This is a genomic window from Caballeronia udeis (assembly GCF_001544555.2).
Taxonomy (GTDB): Bacteria; Pseudomonadota; Gammaproteobacteria; order Burkholderiales; family Burkholderiaceae; genus Caballeronia; species Caballeronia udeis.
The window spans coordinates 19,714-35,142 of sequence record NZ_FCOK02000043.1 but is presented as its reverse complement, the minus strand read 5'-3'; the positions used below and the strand labels follow the sequence as shown (position 1 = coordinate 35,142).

The window sequence follows — 15,429 nt, the reverse complement described above, 5'->3', positions numbered from 1 at the left end:
CACGGAGGAACGATGAGGACGGTAGCAATAGTCGGCGGGGGAAGTATTGGTGTGGCGTTTTGCATTGTGTTCGCGCGTTCGGGTTTCAAGGTACGTCTGTACGACCCGGCTGAGGAACGGCGGCGTGCAGTAGAGCCGGAAGTGCGGGCGCGCCTGGATGACCTTGCTGAATTCGGTTTGCTGAATGATTCAACGGAGTCCGTGCTGGCTCGCATTGTCGTGCTCGACAACCTCGCCGATACCGTTCGTGACGCCGTGCTCGTGCAGGAATGCGCGCCTGAGCGAGCGGACCTCAAGCGCGAGCTGTTCATGCAGATCGATGAATATGCCTCCGCCGACGCGGTGCTGGCGAGTTCGTCGTCCGCCCTGACGGTTTCCTCTTTTGCGGATGCGTTGCGCGGTCGCGAACGGTGCCTCGTGGCGCATCCTGGCAATCCGCCGTATCTGATTTCCGTGATCGAGATCGTGGCCGCGCCGTTCACCTCCGGCGAGACCATTGCTCGCGCGAACGCGCTTTACGAAGAGGCCGGGATGAGCGCGGTTCAAGTGGCGAACGAAATAGAAGGCTTTATTTTCAACAGGCTGCAGGGCGCCTTATTGCGGGAAGCGTATTGCCTTGTGCGTGACGGCGTGGCGTCCGTGAGTGATATCGACCGCGTGGTACGCGATGGCGTGGGCCTGCGCTGGTCGGTGACCGGGCCGTTCGAGACGGTCGACCTCAACACGCGTGGCGGGATCGAATCCCACGCGAAAAAGATGGGTCCTGCCTACGAGCGAATGGGCGCTTCACGAGGCCAGCACGATCCGTGGACTCCCGAACTTGTGGCGCGTGTGGCCGGCGAGCGGCGCGCCGAATTGTCGCTCAAGGACTGGGACGCACGCGTGCAATGGCGTGATCGGCGGCTAATGGCTTTGATCCGCGATCGCAGGCGACTGGAAATTTGAGCGCCGCCAGGGCTAACGGATCTGCAGGGAGCGCGCGCGAGGCGATGCGGGTACCACGTGCGGTTGTGGTGCGATGAACGCTGCTTTGCCGTGGACGTCACGGCTTCTCCAGTCCAGCTAGAACCACACAATAAATTGTGTTCCCGATACCAGGTTTTTAACGGTAAGCCGCCAGTTATGCGCCAACGCAATTTCGCGGCAGATGGCCAGACCCAATCCTGCACCATCGTGGCGGGCGCCGGGAGCACGCCAGAATCGATCAAACAAAAAAGGCAGGTACTCCGGATCGACGCCCGAGCCTTCGTCCTGGATCCGAATGGTTTTGTTATCGACCAGAACCATGACCGACCCGAAGGGCGGTGTGGCGTTGATCGCGTTCTCGACAATATTTTTTAGCAGGATAAAGAGGGCGCTTCTGTCGGCACGCATTGACGCGGGAACGATGGGCGCGTCGATATGCAGTTTCACCTGCTTTTGATCCGCCTTTCGCGCCAGATAGCCCACTACGTCTTCCGCGACAGCGACCCTGTCTACATCGGAAAAATTAAAGTTCTGCGATTCGCTGACTTCTGCGAGGTGCAGCAGTTGCCGAACTTGCCGCGCCATCAAATCGATCTCGCGGAACAGCAGATCCTTGTTCTCAATCTCGGGCTGGAGTTCGATCTGTCCTCTGATCAAGGTCAGTGGCGTCTGGAGTTCATGCGCGGCGGAAGCAAGAAACTGCTGCTGCACGGCAAAGCCATTTTCAAGCCGCGCAAGCGCCTCATTAAACGCGGTGAGAAGCGGTTTGATTTCACTGGGAAGACCCTCGACCGACAGGCGGGTTTCAAGATTCTGAGGCGTGATCGATGCGGCGGCGCTCGACGCTTGCCTAAGAGGCCGCAGCACCCTGCGCACGGTAAAGGTCAGCGTCAGGCCAAAGACGATGGTCGCGATCAAAAGGGTGAATGCGACAATCTCCGGAATCGGCTCGATCTTTTCGCCAAGAGCCGCCCGGTTAAAGGCTTCGCTTGCCGCGCTCTGTACGAAGAACCACGCCTGCCCATGGCGGATCTCCAGTGTTACTACGTCGAACTTTCTGCCCGCTATGGTTGTATGCCTCATCGTGCCGACAGCGGAGGCAAGGTCCCCGACGTCCCATGGATCGCTGTTACGTGCGCCTCGCGACGCAAGCACGACTCGGCCAGACTCATCGAGCACCCGATATAAAAGCTCGGTCGGCGCTGCATTGAAAAGCCATGTGGTGCGCTCGTCGACCTTGATCGACATCGGTCGGCCGGATTCGTCGAAGCTCAACCCTGCTGCGACGTGTTGGGCCATTTTCATGTTTTCCAGGGTTCGGAATCGCTCGGGCGGAAAGTGATTGAATCCATAGAGGACGATCGCGGCAATGACAGTAAGACTTGCCGCGAGGGCGGCAACGCTGGTGACCCACAAGCGCACGGACAGGCTTCTAATCCAGTAGTGGAACATGATTGCTCTCCGTATCTGTCAACGGCTGCTGCGAAGGGAAAGCCAGTTATATTTTTTGTGTTGTCGATTGCCCTTGCGGATTTTTCAGGTCGGATCAAACGAATGACCGCGCCCGGACATCACCCGGCACTGCCTCGCGTCGCGGTTTGCGGAGGCAGGACATCTACCCGGACGTTTTGAAATGCGGTGCGATGCGTTCGCCCCGGGTCGAGATTAAACGCATAGCCCTTTCCGCGCACGGTTTCTATGATTTCACAAACCCCGGCCACGCGTTTGATCCGCGAGCGCAGACGATGCACCCAGACACCTGCGTCCCCTTGCGCGTCAGGAGCGTCAGCCGCAATGCACTGGACAATGGCAGCCTTGGTAAAAACTCTTCCCGGCGCCGTCACGAGCAGCGCGAGGATTGCGTACTCGTTCTGCGTAAGCGAGACCGGTTTTCCATGATAAGTGAGACTGCGCCATGCAAAATCCAGTCTGAATCCATTGAATTCATACGGCGCTCTCCAGACCGGATCCTGAAGACGGTGACGTTGAACCCGCCTGAGCACATTTCGAATCCTGACCAGTACTTCTTGTACATTGAAGGGCTTCGAGATGACGTCGTCTGCACCGCACTCAAGCGCAATGATGCGCTCTGTCTCGTCGCGTTGCTCGCCGAGCATGATGATCGGCAGGTCGTCCTGAGACGTCCGGAGAGCCTGCAGTGCTTGCAATGCCGCCAGACCATCGCCGCTGGATGCACCACCGGCCATGACCATCAGCGTGGGCCGCTCAGCCTCGATGCGCCGGGCGACTTTGCTGGCGTTGTATAAGACTGCGACGTCGTAGCCGCTCGCCTGTAAGGTCGTACGCAGCGCGTCGCGACAACTCGCGTCACCGTCGACCACAAGGATAAGTTGCTTCATGGAGTCCTCACATCGCGGCTCAGGGAGCTCGCGCGTGCACATCAGTCAGAGTCCAGCTTTTGCAGCGCAAAGCCCGCGCCCCGGACGTTGGCAAGACGCGTGGTCGCATTGATCGCCAGCAGCTTCTTGCGCAAGCGGTGAATGGTCACCTCAAGCGCGTTCGGCGTGACCGCTTCCCCTAATCCCCAGGCAGCGTGTTCCAGTGCCGAATGCCGGACGGTCTGGCCAGCCGCCTTGAGCAGGGTCAACATGATCTGCAGCTCGGTTGGCGAAAGCATGATCGACTGGTCGCCGCAACGCAGGGCATGTTGTTGCGGGTCGACCGCGATGTCCGCGAAACTCTGAATCAGCGTTGTGAGTTCGGCCGGCCGCCGCATCAGCGTGCGCACGCGCGCGACCAGTTCACTCATGGCGAACGGTTTGGTGACGTAGTCGTCCGCACCGGTTTCCAGGCCGTCGATCCGGTCATGCAAAGCGTCCCGCGCGGTCAGCATCAGGCACGGCATCATCCGTCCGGCTTCACGTAACTTGCGCAGAAATGCGAGCCCGTCACCGTCGGGCAATCCACGGTCGAGGATCAGGACAGCATAGTTCGCCTGGCTGATGCCGTAATGGGCTTCCGATAGATTGCTGAAGATATCGGTCTCGATTCCCGCGCCTGACAGCGCTTGCCGGATCATTCCCGCCAAACGTGCGTGGTCTTCGACCAGTGCGACTCGCGACATGGAGCGGTGCTCACTTGAATTGATAGAGGTAGCCGAGCCTGACCTCGGGGACAAATCGCTTGCCGACCAGCGGACTGTCGGTGATCCCGCTGCTCAGGTGCGTTACGCCAACGTCGAAGAACACGAGCTGGTGGGGTGTGAATCGATAGTCAACCTTGGTACCGATGGACACATTGTAAGCCGCTTTCCCGGTGTAAGCGGGCCGTCCAGCCCGCACTTCCGACGACCTCACGCCATAGTAGTAGTCGACGTATTTGCTGCTGAGCCATTCGGCGCCTACATGTGGCTCGACTGAAAAGCTGCCGTATTCCAGGGCCTTCGCAAACTCGATGCTTGCTTTCTGTCCCTTGTTCCCACCCGTCAGGAAGTCGCCCGAGAGCGTGCCATAGCCGGTGTGCCAGGCAAGCGCCGGGCCGAACCAGAACGCGCCGTTACGGTTTTGCATGCCATTCAGGATCGGCGCATCCGAGCCTTTGTACCCATCGCCGATCGCATATTGGCCGCGCAGTGTGAACAGCACGCTGCTCCACTTGCCTATTTTCAGGTCCAGCGTGGTGCCAAGCGCGTGTATCCACTTGTCGTCGAAGTAGATCAGCGGAATGGGCGTGACCTTTGAGCCGTATCCCTTGTAAGGCGCGCCCTCAAGGCCAACACCGGCACCGAGACCCCAATGCGTGACGTTGGTTGCATTGCTGAGGACGGTGAATCCTGTGTCGTCTGTCTCGGACGGATCTTTTGTGAGGCCGTCTGCTGCCCAAACCGCCCCCGAATGCAGCATGACCGATGCGACGGTGAGCAGCAATCGGGTCCTACGGTGAAGAAGTTTTCTCACAGTTGTGCCTTTGAAGAGGGGGAATGACGGACCCGACTTTAAGGCTCCCTGACTTACTGCTCACTTACTCGCCGACCGGATTGCTGCGTACAAAAGTACCGGGCTAATGACGCGAAACCGCGCTCATTGCGGGCTCTTGCGCAACGCCATCCATAGGGTCAGCGCCGCGGCTTTTCGTCTGAATGCATCCACGCAGGTGAACACGACAGGGACCACCAGCAAGCGCAACACCGTCGATGAACGACCAGCACGTAAGTGTCGCGTAAGTCGATCCGGGCGATTATGGAATTGCCGGACGCGGGTGTGTTGCCTTTACTAGCGGCGTCCGCCCGTTGTCTTCGCCAATCTCGCGGTGTCAGCCAAAGCGTACATGGATCGACAAATCGCCAATACCGGCGTGACCGGAACTCGGGCGCCCGCCGCGGCCGAGATAGATCCTGTCTCGTCGAACTACTAATAGGAGCGCCTGATGTACTTGAAGGTAACCCCAAAAGTTGGCCCCAGATACTGGGCGGCAATCCTGGTCGCAAGCATGTGCGGAACAAACTTGGGCGATACCATTCCTGACGTTCTTAAAGTGAGCGCGCTCTCGGGCCTTATCATGCTGGCGTTTATGTTTGCGCTCTTGATGTCCGCCGAACGCGCAACTGCCCGAGGAAGCGAAGCTTTCTATTGGATCGCTATCCTCGTTGTGCGAGCGGCGGCAACCAATATCGCTGATTACTCTATAGACCAGGCCCATCTCACGTACTTAAACGTTATTGCCGCGTTAGTGTTGCTTCTTGGTGGAATCTTGGTGCTGCAACATCGATCAAAGTTGAAGCAGATCAAGGGCACCTTGCCAGCAACGGGCGGCTTATATTGGCTGACAATGCTGTTGGCGGGGTCTCTTGGAACGGTGATCGGCGACGCACTCGGTCACTCGTTCAACTCAGTCAAAATCGGGGTTCCGATATCCGCTTCAATTGCAACGCTAGCTCTGCTTCTTATCTGGACCGCAAGAACGCGCATGAATTGGCTCGGTGCAACAAGCTACTGGGTGGCTGTCGTCGGCGTGAGGTGGTGGGGCACCAACGTTGGCGATGTCCTGGCCTTTCTTCTGTCACTGGTCCCCAGCGCTTCAATAACCGGATCGGCGCTCGCGATTCTATTGCTCACCTGGCGCGCATCCCCGACCGGATCAACGGATCTGGCGCGTTCGTCTCGGGGTCAGGAAACGTGACCACGCTATCAATAAAGCTTCTGGACTCACTTTACGTATTCCTGATCGTTGCCGCGTTGACAGGACGGGCGAACGCCTCGGCAAGGGATTGAGCCGTGTCGCTGTTTCGTCTCGTGTCGTGCCGCTGCCCGCGCTCGCCGCCACGGGCCAGAGATCGGAGTTTTCAAAACGAGGCTGCTCTCCCGCAGCCTCGAAGGCGCCTGCCGCGACCTAGCCGATCTTGCTAGCGGCCTCCTTGGCCAGCAATCTTTGCGCTTGCCGATCGCCGCTGCCCGCTTCTTTCGCTGTGGTCGCGGCTGATTCAGTTGCTTCCGCCAGTGCAGCGCGTCCCGCGTTGCTAATGCTGACCGTTGACGACGCCGGCGGACCGTCAACCAGAGGTGCTTAACGCGCTGACTGCTTCGCGGCTGCTGTTGCGGGCGTCGGGTGACTCATGGGGTTTAGCCAACTGTACTTCGCACCCTGCCTGTACGTCCGCGAAGCGGATTTCCATGCCGTGCATCGCGGCTACCGCATTCGCCAGGCTCAGCCCGAGTCCGTTGCCGGGTGTATGCCGGCTCGCTTCACCGCGATAGAAACGTCCCAGTACGGCTTGACGTTCCTCGACGGAGATGCCGGGGCCGTTGTCGCGGATCGACACGCCGAAGTCGCTGGCGTCGCTGAACAGGCGCACGCAAACATGGCCTTCCGGCGGCGCGAACTTGATGGCGTTTTCCACGAGATTGGCGAGCGCCTCGAACAGCAGACTGGGGTCTCCAAGCATCGGATAAGGCTCGGGAGATGACCGCTCCAACACGAGCGAGATGTCCTTGTCCTCCGCTGCCGGCTCATACAGTTCGACGGCATCCATTGCCACCGCAGCAAGATCCACCGGCTCGAAACTCTCCCGCCGCACGCCGCTTTCAATCTCGGAGATGCGCAAAAGCGCATTAAAGGTGCGTAACATGCCGCCCGCTTCGGCAAGCGTATTTTCGAGCGCGGCGCGATATTCCTCTTTCGTCTGCGCGCGCCGCAGTGCTCGCTCGAGGCCGGCGATCAGGCGCGTGAGCGGCGTGCGCAGGTCGTGTGCAATAGCGTCGCATACACCCTTGACCTCGCGCATCAGACGCTCGATTTCATCGAGCATGCCGTTCACCACGCGCACCAGCCGGTCGAGATCGTCCTGCTTCGAACGCATGGGCAGACGCTGGCTCAGGTTGCCCGCGACGATTTCCTTGATGCTCGCGGTGACTGCATCCAGGCGGCGCACCGAGCCCACCCCGATCAGCGCCGCGCCCAGCAGCCCGACCACCAGCGTCAGCACTGCGGCGGAGAGCAGGGCGTGCAGCAGTTCTTCATCGAAGTGATCGAGCTCGCGCGTGTTCTGGCATTGAATCGCGACTCGGCCGCCCGGGAAACCCGCGGCGATGCAACGGCCCGGAGGGTTATGTGGCAGGCCATGAAGGCGCAGCGTGAACGGCGTGTCGAAGGCCGGAATAACCGGGCGATCACCGGGATATCCACCCGCCAGATGATGCCCGCTGGCGTCGAAAAGACCGAACGGACGTTGCATGTGCAAATCGTACTTGTTCTGATTTTCGAAGCGGGCGACGAGATCGTCCGGCTTGTCGCGAATCAACTCTGCGTGCTCGCGACGCAGCCACTCATCCACCCGCTCCGTCTCGAAACCGGTGATCTCCACATACAGATAACCGAACAGGAGGATGGAGGCGAAGCCGAACATTGCGAGGAACAGCGTCGCGAGCCGGAAGCTTGTTGTGCGATGGAGTTCAGTCAGGCGCACGGAGCAGGTATCCCGAACCGCGCACGGTATGAATCATGGGCATCGACCCGGCGGGGTCGAGCTTCTTCCTGAGACGGCTGATATGCACGTCGATCACGTTGGTCCGTTCGTCGAGCCGATAGTCCCAGACCGCTTCGAAGAGCATCGTGCGGCTGACCACCTGGCCCTGGTTGCGCATCAGGTACTCGAGCAGCCGGTACTCGCGCGGCAGCAAGGCTACGGGCCGCCCGGCGCAGGTGACTTCGCGCTTGAGCAAGTCGAGTTGCAACGGACCTGCGCGATATTCCTGCACGCTCGGCGGCGCGTCGCGGCGGCGCATCAGCGCGTCCAGCCGCGCCGTCAGTTCGATGAACTCAAAGGGTTTCGTCAGATAGTCGTCACCGCCCGCGCGCAGGCCGCGCACCCGCTCGTCGACCGCGGACAACGCACTCAGGATCAGCACCGGCGTGACCACGCCCGCGCTGCGCAGCGACGCCAGCATGCCGAGGCCTTCCAGTCCGCCTGGCAGCATGCGGTCGAGCACGATTGCGTCATAGGCGTTGGCGATCGCGAGCATCAGCCCCTCGCGGCCGGTCTGCCCGGTGTCGACCACGCAGCCGTGGTCGGTGAGCGCCTCGACGATCTCGTCGAGCGTCTGGGCGTCGTCCTCGATAACGAGTACGTTCGGCATGCTGTCTCCTGTTGCGGGTGCGCCCCGGCGGAACATCCACCGCGCACAGCCTGTAAACTACCCTTTGCCATGGCAGTATGCCGCGCCGAACCGGTCGGGCATTTCGCCTCAGCATGAAAAAATTTTAATGCAAGCGCGCGAGGATAGTCCCGTATGCGGATTCTGGTGATCGAAGACGATGCCCGCGGCAGGGTGTTCCTGGCCCGCGGGCTGACAGAGAGCGGCCACATAGTCGATACCGCCGGGGACGGCGCCACGGGCCTCGTGCTCGCGCGCGAAGGGATATACGACCTGCTGGTCACTGACCGGTTGCTGCCTGCCCTGGACGGCGTGGAGTTGGTACGGCAATTGCGCGCGGGCGGGGACGTCATGCCGGTGTTGATGTTGTCGGCGCTCGGCGCCCTGAACGATCGGGTAGAAGGCATCCGGGCCGGCTGCGACGATTATCTGGTCAAGCCTTACGCGTTCGCGGAACTGCTGGCGCGGGTCGAGGCGCTCGTGCGCCGGAGCAATCGCGGGCGCACGGGACACGTGTGGTCGTGCGCGGACCTTTCGCTCGATACACGGGCCAGATCCGCTTCCCGGGCGGGACGAAACCTGAATTTGCAACATCGCGAATTCCTGTTGCTCGAATGCCTGATGCGGCATGCCGGGCAGGTCGTGACGAGGAGCATGTTGCTCGAGGCGGCGTGGAATTATGACTTCGAACCGCGCGGAAATATTATCGACATGCATATGCACCGGCTGCGCGCCAAGGTGGACCGCGACTTCCCGGCACCGCTGATTCGCACCGTAGTAGGCGCTGGCTACGTTCTGGGTGGTTGATTTTCGTTCGCGCTCGTCCCCGCATTAAAGTTTTTTAATCATCGCGCGAAAGAGCGGACAGGACGGTCTCACTATGCTTGCGACTTCATTGTTGCGAGAGACACTACTCCATGTCCGAACCGCCTCGTTCGGCGCTGTTGCCCGCATTTTGCCGCGCCGAACCGGTGCGTCCGGCCTGCGCGGCCGTACTGGTACTGGCACTGCTGTTTTCGGGCTGTTCGCTCGTGCCCGCGTACAAGCGCCCCGATGCACCGCTTGCCCAACGCTTCGACGGCGCCGCGTCAACCTCGCTCGCCGGCACCACGCCGGTTCGAAGCGAATGGTGGCGCGCGTATCAAGATCCCGCGCTTAACGCGCTGGTCGAGCGGAGCTTGCGGAACAACTTCTCCCTGGCGTCGGCGGTGGCGACCGTCGAAGAAGCGCGCGGCAATGCAGAGAAAGCCGGCGCGCCGCTGTATCCGTCGTTGACGCTTGGGGCAACCTACGACCGCAGCCATCAGGGCGGCGCCGGCGGCCAAAAGGGCTCGACAGGAAAGAGCCAGAGCGTCTTTCTCGAGGCCAGCTATGAAGTCGATTTCTGGGGACTGAACGCGGCGAACGCCAACGCCGCGATGCTGCTCGCGCGGGCATCGGAATTCGACCGCGATACGGTCGCGCTGACGCTGACCGCATCGGTTGCCGACACGTACTTCCAGATCCAGTCCCTGCGGCGCCGGGTGATGCTCGCACGCACCATTTCCACCGACGCCGACCACATTCTTCAGTTGCTCATCGCGCAGAAGGGGGCCGGCGTGGCGACGGAGTTGCAGATCCAGCAGCAGCGCAATGCGCTGGCCACGTTCCAGGCGAACGTGCCGGTCTTGCAGCAGCAACTCGATCAAAGCCTGCATTCGCTGGCTGTGCTCACAGGCAGTGCGCCCGAGCAAATGAACGTGGGCGAGGTGCAGCTGAGCGCCATTCCAATCCCGGCGGTGCGGCCCGACTTGCCGTCGAGCCTGCTGGAAGCACGCCCCGATATCCGCTCGAAGGAAGCGACCCTGCAGTCTGCGAACTACAGCGTCGGCGCGGCACGCGCGGCGTACTTTCCGACCCTCCTGCTCACGGCCGATGGCGGTTTGAGCAGCGGTTCGCTGTCGCATTTCCTGACGAGCCCGTTTGCCAGCATCGTGGCCGGCCTTGCTGCACCAATCTTCGATGGCGGCGCGTTGCATGGCCAGCTTCATGCCAATCAGGCGGCCGTGACCAAAGGCGTGGCGGACTACCGGCAGACGATCGTGACCGCGCTGCAGGACGTTGAAGATTCGTTGACGGCCGCGCAGCAACAGCAGCTTGCGGAAGCCTTCGACCAAACCGCCGCCGACGCAGCGCGCCAGGCCGCGACGCTCGCCGAGGCGCAGTACAAGTTCGGCACGGTCGACTTCCTGACCGTACTCGATGCACAGCGCACGCTGTACCAGGCAGAGGACACGCTGGTGCAGGCACGGCTCTTACGGCTGCAAGCGTCGGTGGGTTTGTTCCGTGCTTTCGGCGGTGGTTTCGGCGTCACCGATTCCGCACGCGAGCCGTCTCCATCAAGTTCCCAATCGAATCCTGGCAACTCATGAAACAAGAAGACATTCCTCTTCAGCCGGAGCCTCGCGGTCACGATAAACGGTCCATGCGTGCACCGTTTATCCTGGCGATGCTTGTCCTTCTCGCGCTGCTCGGCTGGTGGCTATGGCCGAAACACCCGGTCAGCGCGCCGGCTGCCGCCGTTCCGGTCAACGCCGGTCATGCCACCTTGCTTGACTTCCCGATTCGCCTCGCGGCGGTGGGAACGGTCCAGGCGCTCAACACAGTCGATGTGAAAGTACGGGTCGACGGGCAACTCGCGCGCGTTGCCTTCACGGAAGGGCAGGATGTGAAGGCGGGCCAGCTCCTCGCGCAACTGGACCAGGGTCCGCTCACCGCGCAATTGCGGCAGGCTGAAGCCGCGCAGCGCAAGGATCAGGCGAGCCTCGACAATGCCCGCCTGGATCTCGCGCGCTTCTCGAAGCTGGTGGGCATCGGGGCGGCGACAACGCAGAGCGTGGACACCGCGAAGTCGCAGGTCGAGTCGTTCGCGGCGAGCGTCGCAGCCGATGCCGCGCTGGTCCAGAGCGACCGTCTGCAACTCGGCTTCACGACGCTGTACGCGCCATTCATGGGCCGCGTCGGCGCGCGTGAGGCCGACCTTGGTGCGATCGTGCATCCGGCAGATACGACCGGCATCGTCACCGTCACGCAGATGGAGCCGATCGAGGTACTGTTCTCCGTGCCGCAGGACGGCTTGACCGACCTGCTCGCGGGACAGGCGAAAGCACCGCTGCCGGTGGATGTCACCACGCGTTCGGGAGGTACAGAGCTCGCTTCGGGATCACTGGTTTTCATCGATAGTCTGGTCGATGCCACCACCGGCCAGATCAAGCTCAAGGCATCGTTCACGAACCAGGACCGCAAGCTCTGGCCGGGCGAACTGGTCAACGCGCGCGTGCTGATCCGCACGGATAAACAACGCCTGGCCGTGCCCAGCCGCGCAGTGGTGAATACACAGAACGGCTCGCAGCTCTACACGGTGGGTCAGAACGGGCGGGCGCAGTTGCGGCCGGTGCAGGTCGGCGTCAGCGTGGACGGCATGACGGAAATTCGCGGTGGTGCCACGGCGGCGGACCTGATCGTGTTCGATGGCCAGAGCCGTCTGAATCCCGGCGCGCTGGTAGCGGCGAAGGTGGTAGCCGCGACGCCCGACACGGCCGCTGACGCCGCCAACAGCGGCACCGTGGGCGATCCGTCATGAGCCTTCTCGAACGTTTCATCCAGCGCCGTATTGCGACGAGTTTTCTGGCTATCGCGGTGCTGCTGGTCGGCGCGGTCGCCTACTTCCTGTTGCCGGTCGCGCCGTTGCCGCAGGTCGACTTCCCGACCATCCAGATTGTCGCGAAGTTGCCGGGCGCGAGCGCGGAGACCATGGCGACGTCGGTAGCGACGCCCCTTGAAAGGCAACTGTCGCTGATTGCCGGCATCACGCAGATGACCTCGTCGAGTTCGCTCGGCACGACGAATATTGCCGTCCAGTTCGATCTGACCCGCGACATCAACGGGGCGGCGCAAGACGTGCAGACGGCGATCAACGCGGCCGGCGGCACGCTGCCGAAGAACCTGCCGAACCCGCCTACGTACGAGAAGGTCAACCCCGCCGACTTCACCTTGCTGTCGCTCGCGCTGACATCGCCTTCGCTGACGCTCACCCAGCTCGACGGTTACGCGGAAGATTATCTGGCGCAGCAGATCTCGCAGATGCCGGGCGTCGGTCTCGTCGACTTCCATGGACAGCAGCGTCCGGCCGTGCGTATCCAGCTGGACCCCGACAAGCTCGCGGCACGCGGCCTCACGCTGGAAGACGTGCGTTCGATCGTGGGTCTGCAGACAGTCAACGCGCCCAAGGGGAGCCTCAACGGTCCTGACCGCTCGGTCGTATTCAACGCGACGGACCAGCTCACCACCGTCGATGGATACCGCGACCTCGTAGTGGCCTACAAGAACGGCGCGCCTGTTCGCGTGCAGGACCTGGGCACGGTCATCAGCGCGTCCGAAGACACGCAAGAGGCCGCGTGGCTGCAGCATGAACGCTCGATCATCCTGGACGTGCACAAGCAGCCGGGATACAACGTAGTCCAGACTATTGCCAACATCAAGACAGCGTTGCCCGCGCTCGAAGCGACGCTGCCGGCCGCTGCGCATCTGCATGTGGTGGGCGACCGGACCCAGACGATCAATGCGTCCGTCCACGACGTGCAGTTCACGCTGATGCTGACGGTTGGACTCGTCGTGATGGTGATCTTCTCGTTCCTGCGCAACCTGTGGGCGACTGTGATCCCGAGCCTGACGATACCGCTTTCGCTGGTCGCGACCTTCGGCGTGATGTACTTGCTTGGCTATAGCCTCGACAATCTTTCGCTGATGGGGCTGACCATCGCGGTGGGCTTTGTGGTTGACGATGCGATTGTCGTGATCGAGAACGTGATGCGCCACATCGAGGAAGGCGTGCCTCGAATGCAGGCCGCTTTGCTGGGTGCGCGCGAAGTCCGCTTCACGATCATCTCCATGACGATTTCGCTGATCGCCGTGTTTATCCCGATCCTGCTGATGGGCGGCATTGTCGGGCGGCTGTTCCGCGAGTTTGCCGTGACGGTGAGCGCGGCGATCCTGATGTCGGCGGTGGTGTCGCTGACGGTGACGCCAATGCTGTGCGGCTGGCTCATCCGTGCGCCCGGCACGGACCGCGGCCGGGCGCGCAAGCTGGAAGTGTGGCTCGAGCGGGTTTTTACGTGGACCGAGCGGCGTTATGAACATGGGCTCGATTGGGTGCTTCGCCATCAGAAGATCATGCTCGGTGTGACGGTTGCAACGGTCATTGCAACGGTTGGACTCTTCATCGCGATTCCGAAGGGTTTCTTCCCGCAGGAGGATTCCGGGCTGATCATGGGCGTGGCGCAAGCGGCGCCCGACATCTCGCCGCAGTCGATGGCGACGAAGATGCAGCAGCTTGGGTCTATCATCGAGGCCGATCCCGCCGTCGATAACGTCTACTACTGGATGGGTGCGAATCCGACCGTGAGCCAGGGTCGCATGATGATCAACCTGAAGCCGTTCGGGCAGCGCACGGACAGTGCCGGAAAAGTGCTGAACCGCCTGAAACCGAAGCTTGCCAAGGTGATCGGCATTTCGATCGCCATGCAGGTCCGCCAGGATATCCAGGTGGGCGGCCGGATCAGTGCCGCGCAATATCAGTACACGCTGCAGGCACCCGACGTCAACTTGCTGAATCATTGGGCGCAGTTGATGACACGACGTCTGTCGGCGTTGCCGGAACTGACCGATGTCACCTCGGACCAGCAGGCGTCGGCGACCAGCGCGAATCTGGTGATCGATCGCAGCACCGCATCGCGTTTCGGCATCACGGCGCAAGCGATCGACGACACGCTCTACGACGCCTTTGGCCAGCGCCAGATCGCGACGCTGTTCACGCAGCTCAACCAGTATCACGTCATAGAAGAAGTGGATCCGAAGTTTCAGCTGACAGCCGATGCGCTCGCTCACTTGTACGTGCGTTCGCCGCTCACCAATTCGCTTGTGCCGCTGAACACGCTCGCGAAAGTCGAGAACACCGTATCGCCGATTTCGGTCAACCATCAGGGCTTGTTTCCCTCGGTGACCATCTCGTTCAATCTCGCTTCGGGGCAGTCGCTGGGCAATGCCGTGAACGCGATTCATCGAGCGGAAGTGGCGGCGGCCAAGCCGGATTCGCTTACCAGCACGTTCCAGGGAACAGCGCAGGCGTTCCAGGCGTCGCTGAAAAGCGAGCCTTACCTGATCGCTGCCGCGCTCGTGGTGGTGTACCTGATACTTGGGATCTTGTACGAAAGCGCCATTCATCCGCTGACCATCATTTCGACGTTGCCGTCCGCGGGCGTGGGCGCGCTGCTCGCGCTTATGTTATGCGGCCAGGATCTGTCGATCATGGGCATGATCGGCATCATCCTGCTGATCGGGATCGTGAAGAAGAACGCGATCATGATGATTGACTTCGCGCTGGTCGCTGAACGGGAGCAGGGTTTGTCTCCCCACGATGCAATCCGCCAGGCTTGCGTGCTGCGGTTCCGGCCGATCATGATGACGACGCTGGCTGCGTTGTTCGGCGCTTTGCCGCTGGCGCTGGGGCATGGCGCGGGCGCGGAGTTGCGAGTGCCGCTCGGCATTGCCATTGTCGGCGGCTTGATCCTCTCGCAGATGCTCACACTGTTCACCACGCCGGTAGTGCACCTCTGGTTCGACCGGCTCGCTCACTGGATCGACCGGAAGCGCGAGAGCGGGGTGGCGACGGAGCGCACGCCGGTTCAATAGTGGATGTGCTACACCCGCCGGGCTTGTCAGTGACCGGGTAGGGTACTGCGGCGGGTTACCTTGGATAAATCGTGCAGCACGAGTGGACCAGGAACCGCACCTGACTTGTCAAGCGGTTTGTGCA

12 protein-coding genes are annotated in these 15,429 nt (G+C 61.6%); 6 read left to right on the top strand and 6 right to left on the bottom strand.

What is annotated here, in order from left to right; translation table 11 throughout:
- Positions 1-12: 12 nt before the first annotated feature.
- Positions 13-945 (top strand): 3-hydroxyacyl-CoA dehydrogenase, encoded by a 933-nt coding sequence (locus AWB69_RS26545; protein WP_062089807.1) that lies wholly within the window; start codon positions 13-15, stop codon positions 943-945.
- A 117-nt stretch (positions 946-1,062) separates the two neighbouring features.
- On the opposite strand, the gene AWB69_RS26540 is transcribed toward AWB69_RS26545, so the two are convergent.
- The 4 genes from AWB69_RS26540 to AWB69_RS26525 all read right to left on the bottom strand — a co-directional run bounded on the left by AWB69_RS26540 (position 1,063) and on the right by AWB69_RS26525 (position 4,853).
- Complete coding sequence (locus AWB69_RS26540) at positions 1,063-2,418, bottom strand: sensor histidine kinase (protein ID WP_062089806.1); 1,356 nt, start codon at positions 2,416-2,418, stop codon at positions 1,063-1,065.
- A 119-nt stretch (positions 2,419-2,537) separates the two neighbouring features.
- Complete coding sequence (locus AWB69_RS26535; RefSeq protein ID WP_062089805.1) at positions 2,538-3,326, bottom strand: response regulator transcription factor; 789 nt, start codon at positions 3,324-3,326, stop codon at positions 2,538-2,540.
- A 41-nt stretch (positions 3,327-3,367) separates the two neighbouring features.
- Positions 3,368-4,051: a response regulator transcription factor gene (locus AWB69_RS26530; protein WP_062089804.1), complete on the bottom strand. Its 684-nt coding sequence runs from the start codon at positions 4,049-4,051 to the stop codon at positions 3,368-3,370.
- A 10-nt stretch (positions 4,052-4,061) separates the two neighbouring features.
- Entirely contained in the window at positions 4,062-4,853 is a 792-nt protein-coding gene (locus AWB69_RS26525; protein ID WP_231937235.1) for a MipA/OmpV family protein, read from the bottom strand.
- A gap of 577 nt (positions 4,854-5,430) precedes the next feature.
- Here AWB69_RS26525 and AWB69_RS26520 point away from each other — a divergent pair.
- Complete coding sequence (locus AWB69_RS26520; protein ID WP_197500329.1) at positions 5,431-6,105, top strand: COG4705 family protein; 675 nt, start codon at positions 5,431-5,433, stop codon at positions 6,103-6,105.
- Positions 6,106-6,475: 370 nt separating this feature from the next.
- Here AWB69_RS26520 and AWB69_RS26515 read toward each other — a convergent pair whose 3' ends face one another.
- The gene (locus tag AWB69_RS26515; protein ID WP_062089802.1) at positions 6,476-7,888 is read right to left on the bottom strand and encodes a sensor histidine kinase; all 1,413 of its coding nucleotides are present in this window, start codon (positions 7,886-7,888) and stop codon (positions 6,476-6,478) included.
- A complete protein-coding gene (locus AWB69_RS26510) occupies positions 7,875-8,558 on the bottom strand; it encodes a response regulator transcription factor (RefSeq protein WP_062089801.1) in 684 nt (227 codons plus the stop codon). Before AWB69_RS26510 ends, AWB69_RS26515 begins: the two co-directional genes overlap by 14 nt.
- 153 nt (positions 8,559-8,711) lie before the next feature.
- On the opposite strand from AWB69_RS26510, the gene AWB69_RS26505 reads away from it, so the two are divergent.
- From AWB69_RS26505 to AWB69_RS26490, 4 genes are all read left to right on the top strand, one after another.
- Positions 8,712-9,383, top strand: coding sequence for a response regulator transcription factor (locus tag AWB69_RS26505; RefSeq protein ID WP_062089800.1), 672 nt, complete (start codon positions 8,712-8,714; stop codon positions 9,381-9,383).
- Positions 9,384-9,493: 110 nt separating this feature from the next.
- Complete coding sequence (locus AWB69_RS26500) at positions 9,494-10,987, top strand: efflux transporter outer membrane subunit (protein WP_062089799.1); 1,494 nt, start codon at positions 9,494-9,496, stop codon at positions 10,985-10,987.
- Positions 10,984-12,198, top strand: a complete 1,215-nt coding sequence (locus tag AWB69_RS26495) for an efflux RND transporter periplasmic adaptor subunit (RefSeq protein WP_082913598.1) — start codon at positions 10,984-10,986, stop codon at positions 12,196-12,198. Before AWB69_RS26500 ends, AWB69_RS26495 begins: the two co-directional genes overlap by 4 nt.
- Positions 12,195-15,305 (top strand): efflux RND transporter permease subunit, encoded by a 3,111-nt coding sequence (locus AWB69_RS26490; protein WP_062089797.1) that lies wholly within the window; start codon positions 12,195-12,197, stop codon positions 15,303-15,305. Before AWB69_RS26495 ends, AWB69_RS26490 begins: the two co-directional genes overlap by 4 nt.
- Positions 15,306-15,429 lie beyond the last annotated feature (124 nt).